Origin of the sequence: Dactylosporangium siamense (assembly GCF_016862795.1) — a bacterium.
Classification (GTDB): Bacteria; Actinomycetota; Actinomycetes; order Mycobacteriales; family Micromonosporaceae; genus Dactylosporangium; species Dactylosporangium siamense.
This window is the reverse complement of sequence record NZ_BONQ01000126.1, coordinates 101,738-121,706: the sequence shown is the minus strand read 5'-3', so window position 1 is coordinate 121,706 and position 19,969 is coordinate 101,738. Positions and strand designations below refer to the sequence as shown.

The following is a 19,969-nucleotide window of genomic DNA, read 5'->3' as shown; positions in this document are numbered from 1 at the left end:
CAGAGGACGCGTCCTACCGCGGCCGTGATACCGGCGGAGCTGTCGCCAACCGGACAGTGGGCCCGGCGCCTGGCCCAGAATTCCGGCGTGTCAGTCCTTGTCACACGACATGGCGTATGTCACGCCCGAGACGGTAACCACCTCGTCCCGGTCCCTTCTCTGAACTTGCGCGTGAGCGGCAACCGAGCCCTGAACGTCAGTGTTCGCGGTGGAGTTCGTGGTAGGCGCGAGAGTCGAAGAAGCGCAGACTGCCGATCACGGCTCCGGACTCGATTTCCTGCAGGGTCCAGGGATGGGCGGAGTAGTCGTCAATCGCTACGCCTCCGCCCTCGAGCAGCAGCGCGACCAGTTGGTGAACCTCCGCGGTGCCGTCGATCCGCCCAGAGATGTCGATCTGGACCGCCCAGGTGGGGCGGTGTCCGACGGTCGCTTCGAGGACCGCCACGTCGTCGGGGTCCCAGTCAGCGAAGAGGTGGCCGGTCTGCTCGTCGTCGATGTTGATGTAGAGGTTGCCGGCCAGAGTCCACGGATCGCGCTGCTGTGGCAGGTGCCGATCAAGTGAGGCGACGGTGTCGGCTCGTTCACCTGCAGGGAACACGAACACAGTGCGCATGAGTGGAGCGTATGTCGCGGATGTCCACGAGGCGGGGTCGCTGGTGCCCGGGTTCGTGCTGGCCGCTGGACGCCGCACTGTCAGGTGTTGGTATCGGGATCGGCGACCGGGAGGGCGTTCAGTGTGAACCGGCTGGCCAGGTCGGGCAGGATCGTTCGCAGCGCGGTGACGGTATGCCGGCCGCGACGCTCACGACCTGCGGCGTGAAGTTGCCACCGGGGGCGCGGTAGTAGCGGATCGGCGCACCGGGTACGACCGCGTGGATCGCGTCGTTGGTGCGTTGCAGCTCGGTCCTGATCCGGTCGGCGGGGCGGGACGGCAGCATCTCGTCGTGGCTCCACGTGTGGTTGCACAGGGTGTGTCCCTCGGCCGCCATCCGCTGTACCAGTGCGGCGTGCGCGGCGACCTGCCTGCCGACCATGCAGAACGTCGCCTTGATGTGGTGCTGGGCCAACAGGTCCAGCACCGCGGGGGTGTCCTCCCACGGGCCGTCGTCGAAGGTCAACGCAACCATGGCCGACTCAGTGGTGCGCAACGATCCGGCCGGGCCGGTGCCGGCAGTGACGGCAGGCACCGGGACGGGGGCCGAGGGGACGGCGCTCGACGCCGTCGGAGGTGTTGTCGGGGCGGGCTGCCGCGCCGCCACCGGCACTGACCTGACCGCCACGGCCGGACGCGACGGTGTCCCGCGCGGTGAGCATCGCGGGAAGCCCGTGGTGCTGTCAACCGTCCGGCAGTGCGGCATTGCCAGTAACCGGGCGCCAACTCGTGTTCAGCCGAGCGCCTGCATCACCGGGATGAACCAGCGGCCGCGATCACCCGGTAACGGTCGGGCGCCGCGCACCATCACGGCCGTGGAGTTCCGTACCGGGACTGCATGCTGCGTCGCCCATTCGCGCAGCTGCGGATACTGGTCGTCGAGGTCGAGTCGCACCGGTCCGCGGATCGTTGCGGCGAGATCGGCGATCAACGTCTTCGCGTCGTTGACGGTCGCTGCGAGGACGGGGCCGATGAGGACGTTGTCGACGTTGCGCCAAGCGCCGGCGTACCCGCTGACCGCGCGTCCTCGCACGACAACGCGGAGCTGCTCGGCGAAGCCCGGCAGCCGCTCCACAAGGTGGCTGCGATCGGCACCGTTGACCTCTGCGTCGAGCTTGAGGATCGCCGGGAGGTCGCCCGGAACCGCCGGTCGCGACCCGGCTGGACCCGCCGACGGCTCAAATCGACCCACATGCGTGTAGGTCGTGCCGACCGAGACGAAGCCGAGCTTCTCGTAGAGTGGGCGGCCGTGCTCGGTCGCGTTGAGGAACACCGTCGCGTCGCCCGCTTCGGCCAGCGCATGTTGCATCAGCAGTCGGCCGAGGCCCCGGCCGCCGTAGCGGGCCGCGACGAGCACCATGCTGATCGCCGCGAGTCGGGTGCCGTACCGGGTGAGGATCGCGGTGCCGACCAGTTCGCCGGCCTCGTTGCGAAGGCCGTACACGGTGCCGACGTCGAACAGCAGCCGCCACTTGTGCTCCTCGGGCAGCCACTCGCGGTCCTGGGCCAGAGCGAGGCAGTCAGGGAGATCGTCGAGCGTCAGGCAATGAATCCGGTCGATCACAGGTCGATCCTTGCGGGCAGGCCGCCCCGGCCGCCACCGTATTTGACCCAAGAGTGGTTCGCTGCGAAACGTCCTCAGGGTGGTGGGAAGCGCCGAGCGGACGACCTGGCTGACCTCGCGGCGATCGCGTCCATGGTGCAGGCGGGCTGTTCGTGGCGGAAGCCGCCCGCGGCGTTCTTCGGGGTGTTCCACTCGACGGTGCATCGGCGGTTCACCGTGTGGACCCGGTTTCGGGAAGCCGACCTCGCCACGTCAACGTGGTAATCAACAGCTCTGCAGGTGTTTGCCCAACCGGTGGCTTCCCGCACGGGTGCGTACCGAATATTGCGGAGCTGCTGCCGAGGCGAAGCTCGATGACGATCTGGCACAGTGGTCCCAACCGTCCGCTGGGGCCGCGGATCTGGGGTCGAAGCTAGCCCGTGATGGGCATCTCGCGCTGTTCATGGCCGACGAGGGAGTGACGGGTGGCGCAGGGCGATTGGGTGCCTGACGAGCGGGACCTGCCGTGGCTGACCCAGTTCGATGTGCGGACGCTCGTGGCGGGTGTCCCGGCCGGTCCGTTGGACGTGGACGACCCGGTGTGGGAGACGTTGCGTGACAACGGGCTGCTGCCGTCCGAGGTTCGTGATGCGATCGAGGGCGTGCGTGGGAGCGGCGCCGCTGATCTGGATGAGGCGCTGGCCCGTCTCGGGTGGCTGGTGTGCGGCGAGGGCAACACGGGTGCGTCAGGTGCCTTCGTCGTGCCGATGTTGCTCCGTATCGCGGCGGATACGGCGTGTCGGTCGCGTGCTGATGTGCTGCAACTTGTCGGGGACCTGTCGCGGGAGTTCACGATGGAGATGGAGATGCGCCCGTCGATGCTGTGGACGATGCAACCGGTGCCGGGCTACGACGCCTTTGGCTATTTCGAGAACTGGGCTGTTGGAGCCGCAAGGTTGATGGTCGGGCGCGACACCGACCTTCTGGTCACCATGCTGGACGACGACGATCCGCAGGTCCGGGGCCTCGCGGCGTATGTGTTGGTCACCGCCTTGCCGCTCGATCAGGGCCTGATCGGAATGTTGCGGCGACGGCTTGCGGCCGAGACCGACGCGGCGGTGCGCATGATTCTTGTCCTGTGCATCGCGCAGCATCTCAGGGAGCTGGACCGGGTTCCGGAGGCACTGGCGTGGTCGCGGGCGATCTGGTCGGATCCGGCTTCGCCGGTGGGGATCCGGCTCGGTGGTGTGATCGCCTGGCTCAACCTCACCGAAGAGGATGTGCCGCAAGAGTTGCGGAGCGTGCTGGATGGGCTGCCGATGCCGGCTGTGAATGCGCTGTCGCAGCAGCTTCCTTGGATTTGGTGGCTCAACCACCACACCGACGGAATTACCGATTGGTGGCAACGGCTGACCCGTTGACAACCACGGTCATTGCCGCCCAACCCTCGGACGACCACAATGTCGGGCCTGCCCCGCACCGGGCCGGTCGCGGAGGCCTGCCATTTGGGCTGAGCGTTTGACACGGCGTGGCATCCAAGTGACCGTGATAGATGTCGGCCGAGGAGGAGATGTGGCGACCAGCGAGCGTGCGGACCTGCCCCGCGACATCGGATCAGCGACTGTCGCGGATGCCTTTCCGAGTCGACACCTGCCCCGGCCTCAGGTCAGGGAGATGCCTGAGGAGCCCCGGCGCTACTGGCGGATGATCGGTCCGGGCATCATCGCCGCAGGGGTCGGGCTGGCGTCCGGGGAGTTCATTCTGTTCCCGTTCATCGCCTCGCAGGTCGGGTTGGTCTTCGTGTGGGCGGCGATGGTGGGGCTGGTCACGCAGTACTTCCTCAACATGGAGATCGAGCGGTACACGCTCGCCACCGGGGAGACCGCGCTCACCGGGTTCAGCCGTTACTGGCGGCACTGGGGGCTGGTCTTCGCGGTGCTGACCTACTTCGCCAATCTGTGGCCCGGATGGGTCACCAGCTCGGCGACCCTGACCACGTACCTGTTCGGCGGCGAGCCGCGCTGGATCGCGATGGTCATGCTGGTCGTGATCGGGTTGATCCTGACGCTGGCGCCGGTGGTGTACGTGGCGCTCGAACGGGCGCAGATGCTCAAGGTGGCCGCGGTGCTGACCCTGTTCGTCGTCGCGGCTGTCGTGGCCATCGGGGCGGCGACGTGGAGCGACGCCCCCCGGATCGTGACGCAGCCGCGGATCCCGGTGGACGAGTTGGGCTTCGCGCTGCTGCTCGGCGCGTTGGCGTTCGCCGGGGCCGGTGGTGGGCAGAATCTCGTGCAGTCGAACTGGATCCGGGACAAGCGGTACGGGATGGGCACCTACGTTCCGCGGCTCGTCAGTCCCGTGACCGGGCAGCCGGAGGCCGCGCCGAGCACCGGCTACGTCTTCGCGCCCACCTCGGAAAACCTCAGGCGGTGGCGCGGCTGGTGGCGGTTCGCCAACGTCGAACAGCTGGTCACGTTCGTCCTCATCACGTTCGTGACGATTCTGTTCACGTCGTTGCTGGCGTACTCCACCGTTTTCGGGCGCGAGGGTCTGGCCAACAACATCGGGTTCCTGGAGACCGAGGGACAGGTGCTGGGAGACCGGGTCGGGTCGTGGTTCCGGTACCTCTTCTGGGGTGTGGGGGCGTTCTCGCTGTTCGCTGCCGCCCTCGGCATCGTCGACTACACCAGCCGGCTGGCGGCCGACGTCATCAAGACCTCCTATGCGCGGGAGGCCAACGAGAGCAAGGTCTATGCCTGGCTCGTCTGGGGTCTCGTCGGTCTGGGCGTCGTCGTGCTGCTGGTGGGTTTCAGCCAGCCGATCCTGCTGCTGGTCATCGCGGCCGTCGTCGGTGGTTTCATGATGTTCCTGTACTCCGGTCTGCTGATCCTGATCAATCGCAGGATCCTGCCCGCACCGATCCGGGTCCGGGGTGTGCGGCTCGTCGCGCTCGTCTGGTCGATCGCACTGTTCGGGGTGCTGTCGGCGCTGACCTTCCGCGATCAGATCGGCAAGCTCTTCGACTGAGCAGGGACGTGGTGGCTCGGTGGGTTCCGGACCCACTTTGTTGCGTCAGGGCCAAGCCCAGGTGCAGAATATGAACGTGTTCAAGAACGGGTCGGCCGGCGCGGGGCAGCCGATCTGGACGCACCAACGCACCGGCGCGGTAGGCCACCGCATGTTGCGGTGATCGCATGACGTCCCCTGCCTTCGTTTCCCGGTGCTCAACCCTGCGCAGGATCGAAGATGCGTCATGGTGCTTGTGGCTGTCCGGGCACGTCCTTGTCTACATCGCACTCGACCTCGGCACGCTGTCGATGCTCGCGGCAGCGGAGGGCGACCGCGCGTTCAGCATCATCGGGGTCGTGATCCTTGGTGTCGTCTGGACGATGCCGCTGCATATCGCGGCTGTAGTGCTGGCTGCCGGTGAGCTGATGCTGCTGCGGGCCGTGGCGGCGGACCTGCAACGGTTCTGGTTTCGCCTGTCCGCACTCGGAGTGTTCGTGCTGCCCGCGCTGGCGCTTACCCTGTTGGGCACGGCCGGTGACACGAGGGCGCTACTGGCCGTGATGCTGATGCACATCGTGATGGGGTTGCTCGTCGTGCAGCCACGCTTCCATTGGGCGAATTCGGATCCTGGCATGGATCAGCATGCGGGAGGCAGCCCGGACCGTGCATAGGCAGGGACCATGTCCGCTCACGCCGCGGACTGGCTCGTTACCGTCACCACCAACGTGTACTGCGCATCCACCTCGAAGGTGCCCGACTTCCCTTGGATGCGGACCTTGTGCTCGCCTGCACCGGGTGGATCGATCCGGGCCCAGAGTCCGCATGCGACACCTCGGGTCTTGCCCGAGGTGTCGGTGACCGGGTTGCCCGGCCCGGCGATGAACGTGATGGCTTCGTGCTCGATCCGCTCGAGAGGCACCTCCGCGCCGTCGAGCTGGATCGTGCCGGTGACGCCGGCCATGTAGCTGCGGCAGTCGTCTTCTTCGCCACTGACCAGGTTGATCGCGGGCGCGACAAGTCGCACGCCGAGCGGCACAGTGCAACGCCGCTGCACCTGACCGCCGAACGTGCCGGCAAGGAACCACACGTCACCGGACTGGTTGCGTGCGCAGTGAGTGCCGGTGCGGTCGGCAACCGGATTCGTGTCGACGGCTTCGGTGGCGGCCCACTCCCACCAGCGGGCCTGAATCGAGCGTTGCGCCGGCGATGCCGTGGGCTGTGCGGTGCCAGCTCCGGCCGGTCCATTGCAGCCGGCGAGGACGACACCACACGAGGCCATGGCCATGATCCGACGCAACATGACCGAGACGATAGCGCGCATCGACCGGCTGGTGGGACCCGCGCTCGCCGGCGAACGGGTCCCGATGTCGCTGACGAAGCCGACGTGGCGCCGCCGGTGTCAGGCCGCGGACCGGTACGAGATGCGCAGGTCACCGCAGGACAGCGCGCGGAAGCGGTGGCGCTCGGTGACCAGCTCCGCGGCGATCCGTTCGAGGGGCACGTCGGGGGCGCTGGCCAGCCGGGCCGCCACGATGCGCAGCGCGAGCGGCAGGCCACCGCACAGCTCGACGAGCGTCTGCAGCGAAGGGTTGGCCGCCGAGCGGATGCCCGTGCCCGACAATGTGGCCAGCAGACGGATCGCGTCGTCGTCGCCCAGCGGCGCCACCTCGACGTGCGCGGTCGCGTCCAGCGCCGCGAGCTTCCGCGCGCTGGTGACGATGGCGGCGCTGCCGCTCGTCGCGCTCAGTAGCGGCCGCACCTGCGCCTCGTCGGTGGCGTTGTCCAGCAGGACGAGTAATCGCCGGTCCGCCGACGCGGAACGGAACCGGGCCGCCGCCTCCTCGACGTCGCTGGGCACCTGGCCCGCCGGGGTGCCCAGGGCCCGCAGGAACCAGCCGAGCACCTGTGCCGCACCCGCCGTGCGCAGGTCGGCGTACAGCTGACCGTCGGGGAACACCGGGATCAGCTCCGTCGCGGCCCGGATCGCGACCGCCGACGCGCCGGCCCCGCTCGGCCCGTGGATCGCCACGACGGTCGGCATCCCCGCAGGCACGCCGGCCGGCATCCCCACCGGCTCCCCGGCCGGCACCGTGCCCTCGCCGCAGCGCGTCGCGACGGTGGCGACGACCGAGGCGACCTCCCGGTCCCGCCCGATCAGCGTCGGTGCCGTGACCGGCAGTTCCCGCGGCGTCCAGATGGTGACCACGGGCCGCGGCGCGCCGACCGGCCGCCGCAGCGCCCGGGGATGCGCGACCGGCCCGCCCAGCGCCGGGTCCCGGGCCAGCACGGCCTGGTGCAACTGGACCAGGTCCGGCCCGGGTTCGACGCCGAGATCCTCGATCAGCACGGTGCGGGCCCGCTGGAACGCGGCCAGCGCGGCGCCGACGTCACCGACCCGGTACAACGCCAGCACCAGTTGCCCCCAGAGCCGTTCCCGCAGCGGGTGGCTCTCGGTGAGCTGGCGCAGGTCGGCGATCAGGTCCGCGTCGCCATGCGTCTGCTGCCGCGCGTTGATCCACTCTTCGACGACCACGAGGCGCTGCTCGTCCAGCGCGGACAGCCGCCGGTCGAGGCACCTGGAGCGCGGCACGTCCTCACCCGCCGCGCCGTGCCAGAGGTCCAGCGCGTCCCGGAAGTACGTCGCCGCCCGGTCGGCCTTGCCGTCGGCGAGTGCGGCGTGGCCGGCGCCGGCCAGGTTCGCGAAGACGGCCGTGTCCAGTTCGTCGTCGTCGACCTCGATCAGGTATCCGGGGGTGCGGCCGTGCACCCGGGGGCGCCGCCACCCGTCGATGATCGTGCCGCGCAGCCGGGAGGCGTACGTGCGGATGTTGGAGACGGCCGAGTTGGGCGGTTCGCCGTCCCACAGCACTTCGAGGAGCCGTTCCATCGGCACGACATGGCCCCGGTCGAGCAGCAACGCCACCAGCAGCGCCCGTTGTTTGCCGGGTCCGAGCGGCAGGGACTCCGCACCGCATCGCACTGTAACCGGTCCGAGCAGCTGAAATTTCACGAACGCTCCCCGTATACAGACAGATTGTCGTCATGGACTTGCACGACATCGTTCAATATCTGCTGCAAAGTTCGCAAAAGAGCGAGCGATTGTAAAGACCCTGCCACCTACCGGAAACAGCGCAGACCCGCGGTGCTTCACCCGGGCGGGCGCGGCATCACGCCGCTGACCTGGGATCTTGGAGGGCGAGCAGGACGCCGGCGCACCCGGCCGGCCGCAACACGGTCACCGTCGATACGCCGGGCCGGGGCCGAACAGTCCCGCGATGTCGTCGGCCCACACCACCAACAGCGCCCCGACGACCCCGGCGAACCCGGCGACGAGGAGACCGGCGGGCTCGGTCGCGCCGCCCGCCAGGCCCAGCGCCGCGAACACCGTGAGGAGGACGTTGCGCACGAGGTGCTGCGGTCCCAGCCGCCGCTCCGACGCCCCGAAGCACCGGCACGGTGCCCGGTCCCCGCGTCGCAGGGCCAGCCCGACCACGGCGGTGAAGCCGACCGTCATCAGCAGTGCGGCCACGGTACCGATGGTCGCCGCGCCCGGAACCACGAGCAGCGCCGCGATCGTCAACTCGGCCACCGGTACCACGGCAGCCGCCGTCATCCTGGTGCCCGCCGGCAACGTGTGCGCGAGCGGCAGCAGCCGGTCCAGGGACTCCCGGAAACCGGCCAGGTCACGCAGCTTCGCCACCGCCGCGACCGCGAAGGTCACGCAGAGCAGCACCTGGGCACCGAACGCCACATACCCCATGCCCGGCACGCTACGAGCGCCCGGCACACATCACGCACAATCCCGATACATCCGGCGCTCACCGGGGTTCTGTCCGTGGCGGAGTTGTCACGCCACAAACTGGCACCGGCCGTGCCTGTTCGATGTGCAACAGGCACGGCCGGCATCGATCACTCTTTTAGCAGCTACCGCACGGGTTGTAGTACGTGGTGACGCCCTGACCCTCGCAGTAGATGCGCCACCAGTACTGGTAAGCGCCGGCGCCGCAGTAGTTGCAGCCGTGGCCGCCCGCGAAACACGCCGCCTGAGCCTTTGCCTTAGGGGCAACAATGCTCAGCAGCCGGTCGCTGACAGCGTTCATGGTCTTGACCATTTGGCCCTCCTTTCGTCCAGGTCACGCTAGGGAGGACCGGCACATTCCGGCGATACGAGCCGTATATCGCGAAACCGCCAGGATGTGGCGGACAAGTATCCGCAATGTATCCGCGCTGAATACCGTCACCGGGCCTGATGCCAACCTGCCCGAGGAGTTTCCGATGGGTCTTCTAACCGCCGCCGTGGTGATCGTGGGCGCGTTGTGCGTGATCGATCTCCTGCTCACCGTGGGTGTCATCCGACGCCTCCGCGAGCACACCGAGCTCCTGGCCGGCACCACCCAGCGCGTCGTGGCCGGCGGCCCGATGCAGCTGCTCGAGGAGGGCACCCAGGTCGCCGACTTCGCCGCCACGACCACCGACGGCGAACCGATCTCCCGCGAGATGCTCCCGGCCATGAGCGTCGTCGCGTTCTTCTCGCCGGGCTGCAAGCCCTGCGGCGCGATGATTCCCCCCTTCGTCGAATACGCCGCCACCCTGCCGGGCGGGCGGGCGCAGGTCATGGCGGTCGTCGTCGGCGACACCGGGCAGTCCGGTGCGTACGCCGACCTGCTCACGCCGGTCGCTCGGGTCGTCACCGAAGGGTTCGAGGGCCAGATCTCCGAGGCCTTCAAGTCCCGGACCTATCCCGCGCTGTACGTGCTGGACGGTGAGGGAAAGGTCGTCAGCAGCGGCACCGAGATGACGGTGCTGCCGAAGCCGTCGATGCGATGAGACGCAGCGCCGCCGAGGCGGGAGGCCTGGTCTGGCGTACCGCTCCCGCTCTGACCGTCCTCTATGGACTGACCACGCTCGTCGAGGCGGTCGCACCCGTCGCGGTGGCGTGGCTGACGAAGTCCATCCTCGATCGGCTCGTCGGTGACGGGCCGATCGCGGCGCTCGCCGCCGCACTCGCGGCCACCGGCGTGGTGGTCGCGTTGGTGCCGCAGCTCGCAAGGTTTCTGAGCAACGATCTGGGCCGCCGGGTGAGCCTCGGCGCGTCGGAGCGGCTCTTCACCGCGACCGACCGGTTCGTGGGTCTCGCGCCGTTTGAGAACCCGTCCTTCCTCGACCGCCTGCGCCTCGCCCAGCAGGGCGTCAGCGCCGCGGGCAACCTCGTGACCGGGGTCTTCGGGCTCGGCCGTGGCGCGGTGAGCCTCATTGGGTTCCTCGCCGCGCTCACCGTGATCAGCCCCGTGGTGACCGTCGTCGTCGCGGTCGCCGCGATCCCGTCGCTCTGGGCCGAGTTCGGGCTGTCGCGCAATCGCGCGGGCGTGATGTGGCAGATCGCGCCGCACCAGCGCCGTGAGTTCTTCTACGGGCAGCTGCTCAGCACCGTCGAGGCCGCCAAGGAGATCCGGCTCTTCAACCTCGGGTCGTTCCTGCTGGGACGGATGCTGGGGGAGCGCGGCACCGCCGACGCCGCCGAGCGGCGGATGGATCGCAAGGACCTCCGCACGCGCGCCGGGCTGGAGGTCCTCGGTGCCCTCGTCACCGGCGGCGCCCTCGTGTGGGCGCTGCTGGCGGCCCGCCGCAATCAGCTGACGATCGGCGATGTGTCGATGTTCATCATCGCGGTGGCCGCGGTACGGTCGGCGCTCGGCGGACTGATCCGGGACGCGGCGGGCACCCACCAGCGGCTGCTGATGTTCGACCACTTCACCGAGATCGTCCACAGCGCACCGGATCTCGCGGTGGCCGCCGAACCCGTTGCGCTGCACGGTCTGCGGGGCTCGATCGAGCTGCGCGACGTGTGGTTCCGGTACAGCGACGACCATCCGTGGATCCTGCGCGGGGTCGATCTCACCATCCCGCACGGCGCGGCCGTGGCGCTGGTCGGGCTCAACGGCGCGGGCAAGTCCACCGTGGTCAAGCTGCTCTGCCGCCTGTACGACCCGACCAGGGGCACGATCCTCTGGGACGGCACCGACCTGCGGGACGTCGACCCGGCCCGGCTGCGCGAGCGGATCGGCGCGGTCTTCCAGGACCACATGGCCTACGACTTCACGGCCGCAGACAACATCGCCGTGGGTGATCTGACCGCACTGGACGACCTGGACAGGATCAGCGCGGCCGCGGTCCGTGCCGGTGCCCACGACAGGCTCGCCGCCCTCCCCGGCGGCTACGGCACCATGCTCACCCGGATGTTCGCGGCCGGGCAGGGCATGGACGGGCCCGACACCGGCGTCATGCTCTCGGGCGGTCAGTGGCAGCGGGTCGCCCTGGCCCGCGCCTTCCTCCGCGACGCGTGCGACCTGATGATCCTCGACGAGCCAAGCTCCGGCCTGGACCCGGAGGCCGAGCACGACGTGCACGAACGCATGCTCAAACACCGCGCCGACCGCACCAGCCTGCTGATCTCCCACCGGCTCAACGCGGTGCGCGAGGCCGACCGGATCGCCGTGCTCGACGAGGGCGTGATCACCGAACTGGGCGGGCACGACGAGCTGATCGAGGCGGGCGGCGTCTACGCCCGGCTCTTCAAGCTGCAGGCGAACGGGTACACCTCATGATCCTCGGCGGCCTCGCTGTGCTGCTCGGCCTGGCGGCGGCCGCGATCTGGGCCGGCAGGCGTTTCGTGGTCGTCACCGTCGACGGCGGGAGCATGCTGCCCACCTTCAGCGACGGCGACCGGGTGCTCGTGCGCCGCACGACGCTCGGTCGCATCCGCACCGGGGACGTCGTCGTCATGAGGTACACCCCGGGCCCGCACACGATCCATCACGTCATCAAACGGGCGGTTGCCGTGCCCGGCGACCCGGTGCCACGCGACCGCGTCCCGCCGCTCGCCGACGTGCCGGAGCCGGCAGTGCCGCCCGGCCGGCTCGTCCTGCTCGGCGACAGCCCGATCAGCACCGATTCCCGGCACTACGGATACGCCGAGGAGCGCCATCTCCTCGGCGTCGTCGTCCGCCGCATGTCCGTCCCGGCAGCTGGTCGCCACGGCGTGCTTCACGAATAGGTTTGGGGGCTTGGAGCGGGCGACGGACCTCATCGCGCAGCCGGACAACGGCCTCGAACCCGAGGCGGTGAAGCAGCGGGCGGTGTTTCTGGCGAACATCGCCACGGGCTGGTTCAGCGCCGAGCCAACCGGTGAGCGCGAGGTGCGTCATGGGTCCATCAGGCCGGCGCCGTGCCAGTGCTTGACGCCCGGCGGGCACCAGATCACGCCGCCGGCGCGGAACTCCTCGACCGGCCCGCCCTCCTGCATCCGCAACAGGCCTCAGCAGCGGTAGGTGCTTCGCGTCTGCCGATGCGGCCGGAGCGGCACGGCTGGCAGCGACGTGGCCGAGCTCGTTACTCGGGTCTCTTGGGCCGTGCGATGACCAGCAGGCCGATCATGGACAGTGCCGCTCCCGAGACCATGATCAGCGCCGCGGGGACGGCGGTGTCCTCGCCGCCGAGCCCGGCGATCGGGGCGGTGAGGCCGGCGACGACCCACTGCACGAAGCCGAGGACTGCCGAGCCGGTGCCGGGGTGGTCGGGCACCTCCGCGGCGGCGAGCGCGCCGCTGTTGGCGATGATGAGTCCGGTCGCGACCATGAGCGCGAGGAAGCACCCGAGCACGAGGGCCAGCGGGGTGTCGAACCACAGCGCGCCGACGAGCATGGCGGCGCCGGCGGTGAGGGCGGTCAGCTGCCCGGTGAGGATGACGGTGCGGGTTGCGACCCGGCCGGCCAGCCGGGCGGCGATGAGCGCGGCGGCGGTCATGCCGCCGGCGTTGGCGGCGAAGTCGGTGGAGTAGGCGATCGGGGACATGCCGTTCATCGACTGCAGCACGAAGGCCGAGGTGGCGACGTAGGCGAACAGGGCAGCCATGATCGAACCGCTGACCAGCAGGTAGCCGACGTAGCGGCGCTGGCCGAGCACCGCCCCGCCGGCAGTCATGACGGCGCGCAGGCCGCCGCCGTGACGGCGTTCGGGCGGCAGCGACTCTGGCACGGCGAGCGCCACCGCAACGGCCATGAACAGGCCGAGGGCGGCGACGATCCAGAACGACACCCGCCAGTGCGTCAGCTGCAGGATGACCGCGCCGAGCAACGGCCCGACGATCGGGGCGACGCCGCCGATGCCGGCCATGACGTTGAGCAGCCGAACCAGCCGCGCGCCGGAGGCGAGGTCGATGATGACGGCCCGGCCGATGACCATGGCCCAGCCGCCGCTGAACCCCTGCACGAACCGGGCCGCCATCATGACGGCGATGGAGCCGGTGACCGCGCAGGCGATCGAAGCGACGGTCATCACGGCGAGCGCGGCGAGCAGCGGCCGGCGCCGCCCCCGCTGGTCGGAGACCGGCCCGCCGATCAGCTGCCCCAATGCCATGCCGACGAAGTAGGTCGTCAGGGTCAGCTGGACCTGACTCGCGGTGGCGGACAGGTCCCCGGCGACCCGCGGGAACGCCGGGACGTACATGTCGGTGGCGAGGGGCGCGATCGCCGACAGCAAGATGACGGTCGCGACCAGGCCAGCGGTGATCCGGGCCTGGCGGCGCAGGGAAGGGAGCGGCACATCGGTGCCGGGCAGAGACATCAACTGGGACATCGCAGACTCTTCTCGGCGGCGGTAAGCATCCGGGGTCAGGGGTGCAACAGGACTTTGATCGCGTCGCGCTGGTCCATGGCCCGGTAGCCGGCGGCGGCCTCGTCGAGGGGCAGGTGCAGGTCGAAGACCTTGCCGGGGTCGATCCGGCGGGTCCAGATCCGGTCGATCAGGTCGGGCAGGAACCGGCGGACGGGGGCGGGACCGCCGTGCAGGTGCACGTGGGAGAAGAACAGGTCCATGCCGGGCAGGGTGACGTTGTGGGTGACACCGACGTAGCCGACGTGCCCGCCGGGACGGGTGGCGGCGATCGCCTGCAGCATCGACTCCTGCGTGCCGACCGCCTCGATGACCGAGTGCGCACCGAGCCCGCCGGTGAGGTCCTTGACTTCGGCCACCCCGGCATCGCCTCGGGTGGTGACGATGTCGGTGGCGCCGTACTCGAGGGCGAGCTTCTGACGGGACTCGTGCCGGCTCATCGCGATGATCCGTTCCGCGCCGAGTTCCTTCGCGGCAAGCACGCCGAGCAGGCCGACGGCCCCGTCGCCGACCACGGCGACGGTCTTGCCCGGCCCGACCGCGGCGGCGACGGCTGCGAACCAGCCGGTGCCGAGGACATCTGACGCGGCGAGCAGGCTCGGGATCAGGTCGTCGTCGGGCATGCCGGGGGTCGCGACGAGGGTGCCGTCGGCGAGCGGGACCCGCATCCGCTCGGCCTGGGCGCCGCCCGGGGCGGCGGCCTCCCGCTGAATGCAGGACGACTGGTAACCGGAGCGGCAGATCTCGCACGTGTTGTCGGAGGCGAAGAACGAGCCGACGACGAACTGACCGGGCCGTACGGTAGTGACCGCTGGGCCGATCTCCTCGACGATGCCGGCGTACTCGTGGCCCATCGGTCGTGGCCCGTCGATCGTCTCGATGCCCCGGTACGGCCACAAGTCCGACCCGCAGATGCAGGTCGCCGCCAACCGGATGACCGCATCGGTGGGCTCGACGACCCGGGGCTCGGGCCGATCCTCGACATGGACGGCACCAGGGGCGGTCATGACGGCAACACGCATGAGCAGAACTCTCCTTGTTACGGTCGTGATGATCAGGCGCAGGCCGAGAGCGTCCCGGCGCCGGCGCTGGCGGAGCAACCGGCCAGGACGCTGACCAGCACCGCCAGGACGGCAGCTGCCCGGCGGAGCGTCCGCTGGGTGGCGGTCATGGTCACGGGCTCGGTCATGACATCCAGCACACCCCAGCGAGACTGCGCGGAGAAGTCACTGACGATGGGTGTACTGCCAGTACATCCCAGCCTGCGGAGACTCGCCGTACCGTCGAGGGATGGACAACCGGCCCGAAGTGCGCGAGTTCCTCACCTCACGCCGCGCCAAGATCACTCCGGAGCAGGCGGGATTGCCGGCCGCGGGGCAGCGTCGAGTCCCGGGGCTGCGGCGCAGCGAGGTCGCCGCCCTGGCCGGGATGAGCGTCGAGTACTACGCGAAGCTGGAACGCGGCACCCTCGCGGGAGTGTCCACCGGTGTCCTCGAGGCGCTCGCCCGCGCGCTGCAGCTCGACGACGCCGAACGGGCCCACCTGCTACGCCTCGCTCACGAGGCCGACGGCAGCAACGCGATCCTGCGCCGCCGCCGGCCGAAACGGTGGACGGTCCGGCCCAGCCTGCAATGGACCCTCGACACCATCACTGCTCCCGCCATCGTCGGCAACGACCGCCTCGACTTCCTCGCCGCGAACCACCTCGGCCGGGCCATGTACAGCGACGTCACCGGCGACCCGGCCAACCCTCCGAACTTCGCCCGGTTCACATTCCTCGACAGCGCAGCCCACCGCTTCTACCCGGACTGGGACCTCGCCGCCGACATGACCGTCGCGAACCTGCGCACCGCCGCAGGCAAGGACCCCGGCGACAAAGGACTGCACGACCTCGTCGGGGAACTGTCCACCCGCAGCGACGACTTCCGCCGCCGCTGGGCCGCACACAACGTCCGCACCCACGGCACCGGCGTCAAACACTTCCACCACCACGTCGTCGGCGACCTCGAACTCGCCTACGAGAGCCTCGACCTGCGCGCCGAACCCGGCCTCACCATGACCATCTACGCCGCCGAACCCAACTCCCCAACCGCCCACGCCCTCGCCTTGCTCGCCTCCTGGGCCGCCACCGAACACCACCACAGCGCACTGGCACAAACCGGCCGTGCCACACGGAACTGAACCGCCAACTCGACCACAGACGATCTGGCGGCGAGCGACGTCCGGCGGCGGCCCGAGCGCCGGGCTGACAGTGTGCTGGCGGCCAAGCCACGCCAGCTACGGCAGGACCATGACCCGTCGGCTGTCCCCGCCGCCGGGTCTACCAAGATCTAGCTCACCCTTGTCGGCGCACTCTGTTGGATCCTGTCGGACGAAGGCAGGTCCAAACGCCTTGCTCTGCTCATCAAGAGGTGGCATGAGCAGTAGTCCCACCTCGAAAGTCCGGGTAGCTGGCCAGCGCCAGGGTACCGTCCAAGACCTTCGCCGCCTGCTCACCGCGGGGGATGCTGGACCGGGACCGGACCCGAAGAACACCACGCCAGCGATGTGGATGGTCGGCTGGCCCGGGCCGCCGGGTTCCTGGCCAGCATCCTGCTGCGCTACCTGGCGCGCGTCCAATGCCGCAGATCAGACCTCGATCGGGTGGCGCACACCCGGACGGATGGCAGGCACCACCCGCCACCGGTGACGATGGTCGGGTCGGTACCGGACACGCGGCGAAGCCGTCCGTTCGATCGGCCGGTGCGGCGGGTACTGGTTTGCCGGCCCCGTTCGAAGGAGGCGGCCCATGCACCCCTCAACTGCCGTCGATGCCCACCGGATCCGGGCCCGGCTGCGCGCGGCCGGGCTCGACACGTTGACCGGCCTGCGCGCCACGGGCAGTCAGGCCGGCCGTCTGAACGGAGTGCTCGGCTGGTGGGCGGTGACGAGCTTCGGTCTGCTCAGCCTGTTGCTCGCGGTGCTGGCAGTGCTTTGGCCGTCATCCGTGCGGGCGCTCGGCGCCGCGGCCGTCGGCGCTTGGCTGCTGTTCGTCGCGTTCGGCAGGTTCGGCGGCGGGCAGCTGCTGCTGGCCCGGTACGGCGGATCCCACCTCCTGCAGTCCGGCGCCGCGCTGCTGGCGGTGGCCGGCGTGATCGTGCTCCAGCAGCCGGCGTACGAATCGGCGGTCGCGGTCGCGATGACCAGCTTGGCCTTCGGCGTCGCGGCAGCCGCCGACGCCGGGGTCGCGGCGCAGTTCCCCAGCCTTGCCCGTGGCTGCCTGTGGGTGCGGGCGGTCTGCTCGTTGATCGCCGCGATGGCGGTCGCCGTCGCACCGGCGGCCGGGCTGGTCATCGCCGCCGCCGGTGTGGGCTTCGGCGAGCTCATCCTCGCGGTGCGCCTGCTGCCGGAGGTGGACCGGCTGGCCGGGATGCTCGAGCCCAGCGCCGCGTGGGCGGCCGAGGCAGAGGACCGCGGGTTCATGTTGCCGCTGCCAGACGCTGACCGGCGGTCTGTGTAGGCGAAGCGGGGCAGAGGGCCACCGGCGACAAATGTCACCGAATGGCCCTCTGTTCGGACGCGCGACCGGATCGTTGCGAGCCGCCGCAAGTGTGTTCAGTGGCCTGGCTGTTGCCCTCGCTGATAGGCCAGGAATCGTCTGGCGTCGTTCACAGCCTCGTCCGACGCCGTCGGGGCGCCTTGCACGCTCTCAAGAAGCTCCATCCAGGCGGCCCGGTCGGACGGATGCTGATTCAGCACCCGATTCACCATCCACACCGTCAGTGGTGTCGGCTTCCGCCGGACCGAGTCGGCCAGCAACGGCAGATATCCACTACCGGTGGCTTCCAGAGTGTGTACGGCGGGCCCCGGACTTCCGAGGTCCACGTCGTTTAGCCGTTCGAACAGCGCGAACAGCAGCGGCATCCAGAGCTGCGCGTCGGCGCTTCCCGGCAGTTCGTCGCAGACGGCTGCCAGACGCTCAACCCCGTCGGCGTTCTCATGCATGTCGTCGAAGTCGGCCGGCTGGAGCCGATCCAGCTCGGCCCGCAAACCTTCGATCGGTTCCATTGCCGCCATCCAATCCGCCTGTATCTTCTTGCGTCCAGGATGTCCAAGCCGTCGCCCGACACTGACCTCGCCTTCAAGTCATCGTTCGTTCCGACCTCATGGGGCTCAACCGGAGCGTTGTGGACCAGGATCGCGCTGGCCCCGGCAATCACATAGTACGTATGGATCGTGCCGACGCTGAGGTTGTACATCGTCTTCGCGCCCGAATAGCTGCTCCGGCTGACCACGACGATTGCGGCGCTATCCGCCGAATGAAGCTTCTCGCCCGGGTTGAGCACCCCGGCCACGGTCCAAGCGTTGCGGGTCGTGCTCCAGAAAGTGCGCGACCGGCGGCAGGTGTGAGCAGGTGGCTCTGCAGCGGTGCCCGTCGGTCAACTCAGGTCCGACGAGGACCGCCATACGTTCCTTGGCAGCGGTTCGAGGCCTACCGCGGCAGGCTCTTCATGCACACACGTATCGGACGTCCGCTCGGCCCGTCCATACGCAGGTCGGTGTTGGTCTCCGGCCAGGCACCGCAGGGCAACCGGCGTGGCTCGTCGTCCTCGATGTCTTCGACGCCGAGGACGACATGGTCGGCGTCGCCGTCATCGCAGTCGACCACCGCCAAGCCCACGAGCTGGATGCAGTCACCGGCCTTGAACCGTTCGCGGCGGGGCAGCAGCACTAACGTGGCCACCACGGCGACGACCACCGACGCGACCGCCAGCACCTTGAGTCTCGGCACGACTGAAGAGTACTGGTCGACGAGTTGCTGACATTGACGAGGTCAACCTCTTGATCGGCGATGGCGGCCCACTGTGCACCGGGCCGGGGCGCGGGTGTCAGTTGGCCCGCCTTCGCGGCATCGTGGCCGCATACGAGTTCCAGCAACTTCTTGGCCAGCCAGAGTTCGTGCAGCAGTTGGTCGATGCGGTCCGGTTCGGCGGGAGTGTCGCGATGCTGCGCGTTGTCGATGACCTGTTCGATCCCTGTCCGGCATAAGTTCAGTTGATGCGGCGCGGCATGTACCCCAGAGCAAGATGCTCCATAGCCAAGGGCATTCGGCCGAATGTGGCCAGCTCGTCAACGACCACGTAGATCTCCTCGTATTCATCCATGCCCAGCCAAGCGCAAGCACAGCTGTTCCCGGCCAGCTCGCCGATTGGGGCAAGGTTTCGTCCGGTGTGCTCGCCCCACTCGATGAATCGGTCGGCTTCGCCGAGGCAATCGGTCGGTCGGAGCGTAAACGGCTCACGGGCGCGGGTGACGCCTGCCCCACCATCGGCGACGGTCAGACCGCCGAACTCGGCAAGGAACCGACGAGCGGCCAGATGTATTTCCGGGAAGCCGTCCGCCGTGAGCTCGGCCTCCCAGCACGCCGTATCGACCTTACGGCCGACATGCCACCCGGCCGCCGCCAGCACTTGGCGCGTTTGCTGACTCAAGCCGGTCGGGAGGTTCACGACAAGGACTGTAGGCGATGGTTCAGGAGTCCGAGTTGGTCCCAGCGTACCGACGAACTTGCAGGATCACGTGCACGCAAATCGGCAGCTCCGCGCACCTCGCGCCCAAGCGAGATCGTGATCACTTGCGCGCAGCGTGAACGGGCTCCGGAGTGATCGTCGGCGCCGCCGAGCGGTCATGATCCCGCGAGTGGTGCCGGTACTCACGAACATTTGCGGCGCCCGGTGTCGGCATCGTGGCGCTGAACTCGCGAACATCTGGCGCCCGCGCCGTGTGCCTCGACCGGCCGTCCGTGGCTGCCGACGCCGCCGGCGCCGGTGCCCTGCGCCCGTACGCCGGTCGCAACGCCGACGACACCCGGCTCAGCGAACTGGTCGGCGAGCCCACGATCAAAAGCCCGGAGTTCCGCACGTGGTTCCGCACCCGGTGCTCGCTGCGCGGCACCGCGTACCTGTTGCACCGCATGGGGTTCAGCGTCCAGGCACCGAAGCACCGGCCGGTCGAACGGGACGAGGACGCGGTCGTGATCGCTCCGGCGGCCAGGGTGCGGTCATCAACCGAACGGCGTGGTGTCCGGTCCTCGACACCGAGCGGTTGAACAGGGC

General features: G+C 69.3%; 24 protein-coding genes. 11 read left to right on the top strand and 13 right to left on the bottom strand.

The features are described 5' to 3' along the window. Positions 1-196: 196 nt before the first annotated feature. From Dsi01nite_RS40175 to Dsi01nite_RS40165, 3 genes are all read right to left on the bottom strand, one after another. Positions 197-613 carry a hypothetical protein gene (locus tag Dsi01nite_RS40175; protein WP_203851639.1) on the bottom strand — a complete coding sequence of 139 codons (417 nt, stop codon included), beginning with the start codon at positions 611-613 and terminating at the stop codon, positions 197-199. Positions 614-731: 118 nt separating this feature from the next. After that, the gene (locus tag Dsi01nite_RS58495; protein WP_275423451.1) at positions 732-1,358 is read right to left on the bottom strand and encodes a polysaccharide deacetylase family protein; all 627 of its coding nucleotides are present in this window, start codon (positions 1,356-1,358) and stop codon (positions 732-734) included. A gap of 27 nt (positions 1,359-1,385) precedes the next feature. Beyond that, on the bottom strand, positions 1,386-2,216 hold the full coding sequence (locus Dsi01nite_RS40165) for a GNAT family N-acetyltransferase (protein ID WP_239136519.1): 831 nt from the start codon (positions 2,214-2,216) through the stop codon (positions 1,386-1,388). 152 nt (positions 2,217-2,368) lie between these two features. Here Dsi01nite_RS40165 and Dsi01nite_RS59005 point away from each other — a divergent pair, with 152 nt between their 5' ends. From Dsi01nite_RS59005 to Dsi01nite_RS40145, 4 genes are all read left to right on the top strand, one after another. Next, positions 2,369-2,632 carry a DddA-like double-stranded DNA deaminase toxin gene (locus tag Dsi01nite_RS59005; RefSeq protein ID WP_373318931.1) on the top strand — a complete coding sequence of 88 codons (264 nt, stop codon included), beginning with the start codon at positions 2,369-2,371 and terminating at the stop codon, positions 2,630-2,632. Between the two features lie 48 nt (positions 2,633-2,680). Beyond that, positions 2,681-3,616 carry a hypothetical protein gene (locus Dsi01nite_RS40155; protein ID WP_203851635.1) on the top strand — a complete coding sequence of 312 codons (936 nt, stop codon included), beginning with the start codon at positions 2,681-2,683 and terminating at the stop codon, positions 3,614-3,616. A gap of 253 nt (positions 3,617-3,869) precedes the next feature. Then, entirely contained in the window at positions 3,870-5,222 is a 1,353-nt protein-coding gene (locus tag Dsi01nite_RS40150; protein WP_203851634.1) for an Nramp family divalent metal transporter, read from the top strand. Between the two features lie 167 nt (positions 5,223-5,389). Continuing rightward, positions 5,390-5,875 carry a hypothetical protein gene (locus tag Dsi01nite_RS40145; protein ID WP_203851633.1) on the top strand — a complete coding sequence of 162 codons (486 nt, stop codon included), beginning with the start codon at positions 5,390-5,392 and terminating at the stop codon, positions 5,873-5,875. Between the two features lie 17 nt (positions 5,876-5,892). On the opposite strand, the gene Dsi01nite_RS40140 is transcribed toward Dsi01nite_RS40145, so the two are convergent. The 4 genes from Dsi01nite_RS40140 to Dsi01nite_RS40125 form a co-directional block, all read right to left on the bottom strand. Further along, entirely contained in the window at positions 5,893-6,504 is a 612-nt protein-coding gene (locus Dsi01nite_RS40140) for a hypothetical protein (protein ID WP_203851632.1), read from the bottom strand. A gap of 99 nt (positions 6,505-6,603) precedes the next feature. Further along, the gene (locus tag Dsi01nite_RS40135) at positions 6,604-8,214 is read right to left on the bottom strand and encodes an AfsR/SARP family transcriptional regulator (RefSeq protein ID WP_203851631.1); all 1,611 of its coding nucleotides are present in this window, start codon (positions 8,212-8,214) and stop codon (positions 6,604-6,606) included. A gap of 225 nt (positions 8,215-8,439) precedes the next feature. Continuing rightward, positions 8,440-8,964, bottom strand: a complete 525-nt coding sequence (locus Dsi01nite_RS40130; protein WP_203851630.1) for a MauE/DoxX family redox-associated membrane protein — start codon at positions 8,962-8,964, stop codon at positions 8,440-8,442. Between the two features lie 157 nt (positions 8,965-9,121). Further along, positions 9,122-9,316, bottom strand: coding sequence for a hypothetical protein (locus Dsi01nite_RS40125; protein WP_203851629.1), 195 nt, complete (start codon positions 9,314-9,316; stop codon positions 9,122-9,124). Positions 9,317-9,479: 163 nt separating this feature from the next. On the opposite strand from Dsi01nite_RS40125, the gene Dsi01nite_RS40120 reads away from it, so the two are divergent. From Dsi01nite_RS40120 to lepB, 3 genes are read left to right on the top strand one after another with little or no spacing between them, the layout of a single operon-like run. Then, positions 9,480-10,031 (top strand): redoxin domain-containing protein, encoded by a 552-nt coding sequence (locus tag Dsi01nite_RS40120; RefSeq protein WP_203851628.1) that lies wholly within the window; start codon positions 9,480-9,482, stop codon positions 10,029-10,031. After that, on the top strand, positions 10,028-11,809 hold the full coding sequence (locus Dsi01nite_RS40115; RefSeq protein WP_203851627.1) for an ABC transporter ATP-binding protein: 1,782 nt from the start codon (positions 10,028-10,030) through the stop codon (positions 11,807-11,809). The genes Dsi01nite_RS40120 and Dsi01nite_RS40115 overlap by 4 nt, the downstream gene beginning before the upstream one ends. Further along, the gene (lepB, locus tag Dsi01nite_RS40110) at positions 11,806-12,258 is read left to right on the top strand and encodes a signal peptidase I (protein ID WP_203851626.1); all 453 of its coding nucleotides are present in this window, start codon (positions 11,806-11,808) and stop codon (positions 12,256-12,258) included. Before Dsi01nite_RS40115 ends, lepB begins: the two co-directional genes overlap by 4 nt. A 335-nt stretch (positions 12,259-12,593) precedes the next feature. Here the strand turns inward: lepB and Dsi01nite_RS40105 are convergent, their stop codons facing one another. The 3 genes from Dsi01nite_RS40105 to Dsi01nite_RS58490 are packed head-to-tail and all read right to left on the bottom strand — an operon-like array spanning position 12,594 to position 15,063. Beyond that, positions 12,594-13,838: a multidrug effflux MFS transporter gene (locus tag Dsi01nite_RS40105; protein WP_203851625.1), complete on the bottom strand. Its 1,245-nt coding sequence runs from the start codon at positions 13,836-13,838 to the stop codon at positions 12,594-12,596. A 35-nt stretch (positions 13,839-13,873) separates the two neighbouring features. Then, complete coding sequence (locus Dsi01nite_RS40100) at positions 13,874-14,896, bottom strand: zinc-dependent alcohol dehydrogenase family protein (protein WP_203851624.1); 1,023 nt, start codon at positions 14,894-14,896, stop codon at positions 13,874-13,876. A 32-nt stretch (positions 14,897-14,928) separates the two neighbouring features. Then, positions 14,929-15,063 carry a hypothetical protein gene (locus tag Dsi01nite_RS58490; RefSeq protein WP_275423450.1) on the bottom strand — a complete coding sequence of 45 codons (135 nt, stop codon included), beginning with the start codon at positions 15,061-15,063 and terminating at the stop codon, positions 14,929-14,931. 101 nt (positions 15,064-15,164) lie between these two features. On the opposite strand from Dsi01nite_RS58490, the gene Dsi01nite_RS40095 reads away from it, so the two are divergent. Both Dsi01nite_RS40095 and Dsi01nite_RS40090 read left to right on the top strand, forming a co-directional pair. Beyond that, positions 15,165-16,055, top strand: a complete 891-nt coding sequence (locus Dsi01nite_RS40095) for a helix-turn-helix transcriptional regulator (RefSeq protein ID WP_203851623.1) — start codon at positions 15,165-15,167, stop codon at positions 16,053-16,055. A gap of 607 nt (positions 16,056-16,662) precedes the next feature. Then, on the top strand, positions 16,663-17,373 hold the full coding sequence (locus Dsi01nite_RS40090; RefSeq protein WP_203851622.1) for a hypothetical protein: 711 nt from the start codon (positions 16,663-16,665) through the stop codon (positions 17,371-17,373). 95 nt (positions 17,374-17,468) lie between these two features. Here the strand turns inward: Dsi01nite_RS40090 and Dsi01nite_RS40085 are convergent, their stop codons facing one another. Beyond that, positions 17,469-17,921: a hypothetical protein gene (locus tag Dsi01nite_RS40085; protein WP_203851621.1), complete on the bottom strand. Its 453-nt coding sequence runs from the start codon at positions 17,919-17,921 to the stop codon at positions 17,469-17,471. 424 nt (positions 17,922-18,345) lie between these two features. After that, a complete protein-coding gene (locus tag Dsi01nite_RS40080) occupies positions 18,346-18,645 on the bottom strand; it encodes a hypothetical protein (protein ID WP_203851620.1) in 300 nt (99 codons plus the stop codon). A 50-nt stretch (positions 18,646-18,695) separates the two neighbouring features. Here Dsi01nite_RS40080 and Dsi01nite_RS40075 point away from each other — a divergent pair, with 50 nt between their 5' ends. After that, complete coding sequence (locus tag Dsi01nite_RS40075; protein ID WP_203851619.1) at positions 18,696-18,902, top strand: hypothetical protein; 207 nt, start codon at positions 18,696-18,698, stop codon at positions 18,900-18,902. A 2-nt stretch (positions 18,903-18,904) separates the two neighbouring features. On the opposite strand, the gene Dsi01nite_RS40070 is transcribed toward Dsi01nite_RS40075, so the two are convergent. Further along, positions 18,905-19,363 carry an SUKH-3 domain-containing protein gene (locus Dsi01nite_RS40070; RefSeq protein ID WP_203851618.1) on the bottom strand — a complete coding sequence of 153 codons (459 nt, stop codon included), beginning with the start codon at positions 19,361-19,363 and terminating at the stop codon, positions 18,905-18,907. A 293-nt stretch (positions 19,364-19,656) separates the two neighbouring features. Between Dsi01nite_RS40070 and Dsi01nite_RS40065 the strand changes: the two genes are divergently transcribed. Next, positions 19,657-19,962 carry a helix-turn-helix domain-containing protein gene (locus tag Dsi01nite_RS40065; RefSeq protein WP_203851617.1) on the top strand — a complete coding sequence of 102 codons (306 nt, stop codon included), beginning with the start codon at positions 19,657-19,659 and terminating at the stop codon, positions 19,960-19,962. The last annotated feature ends 7 nt before the right edge of the window (positions 19,963-19,969 follow it).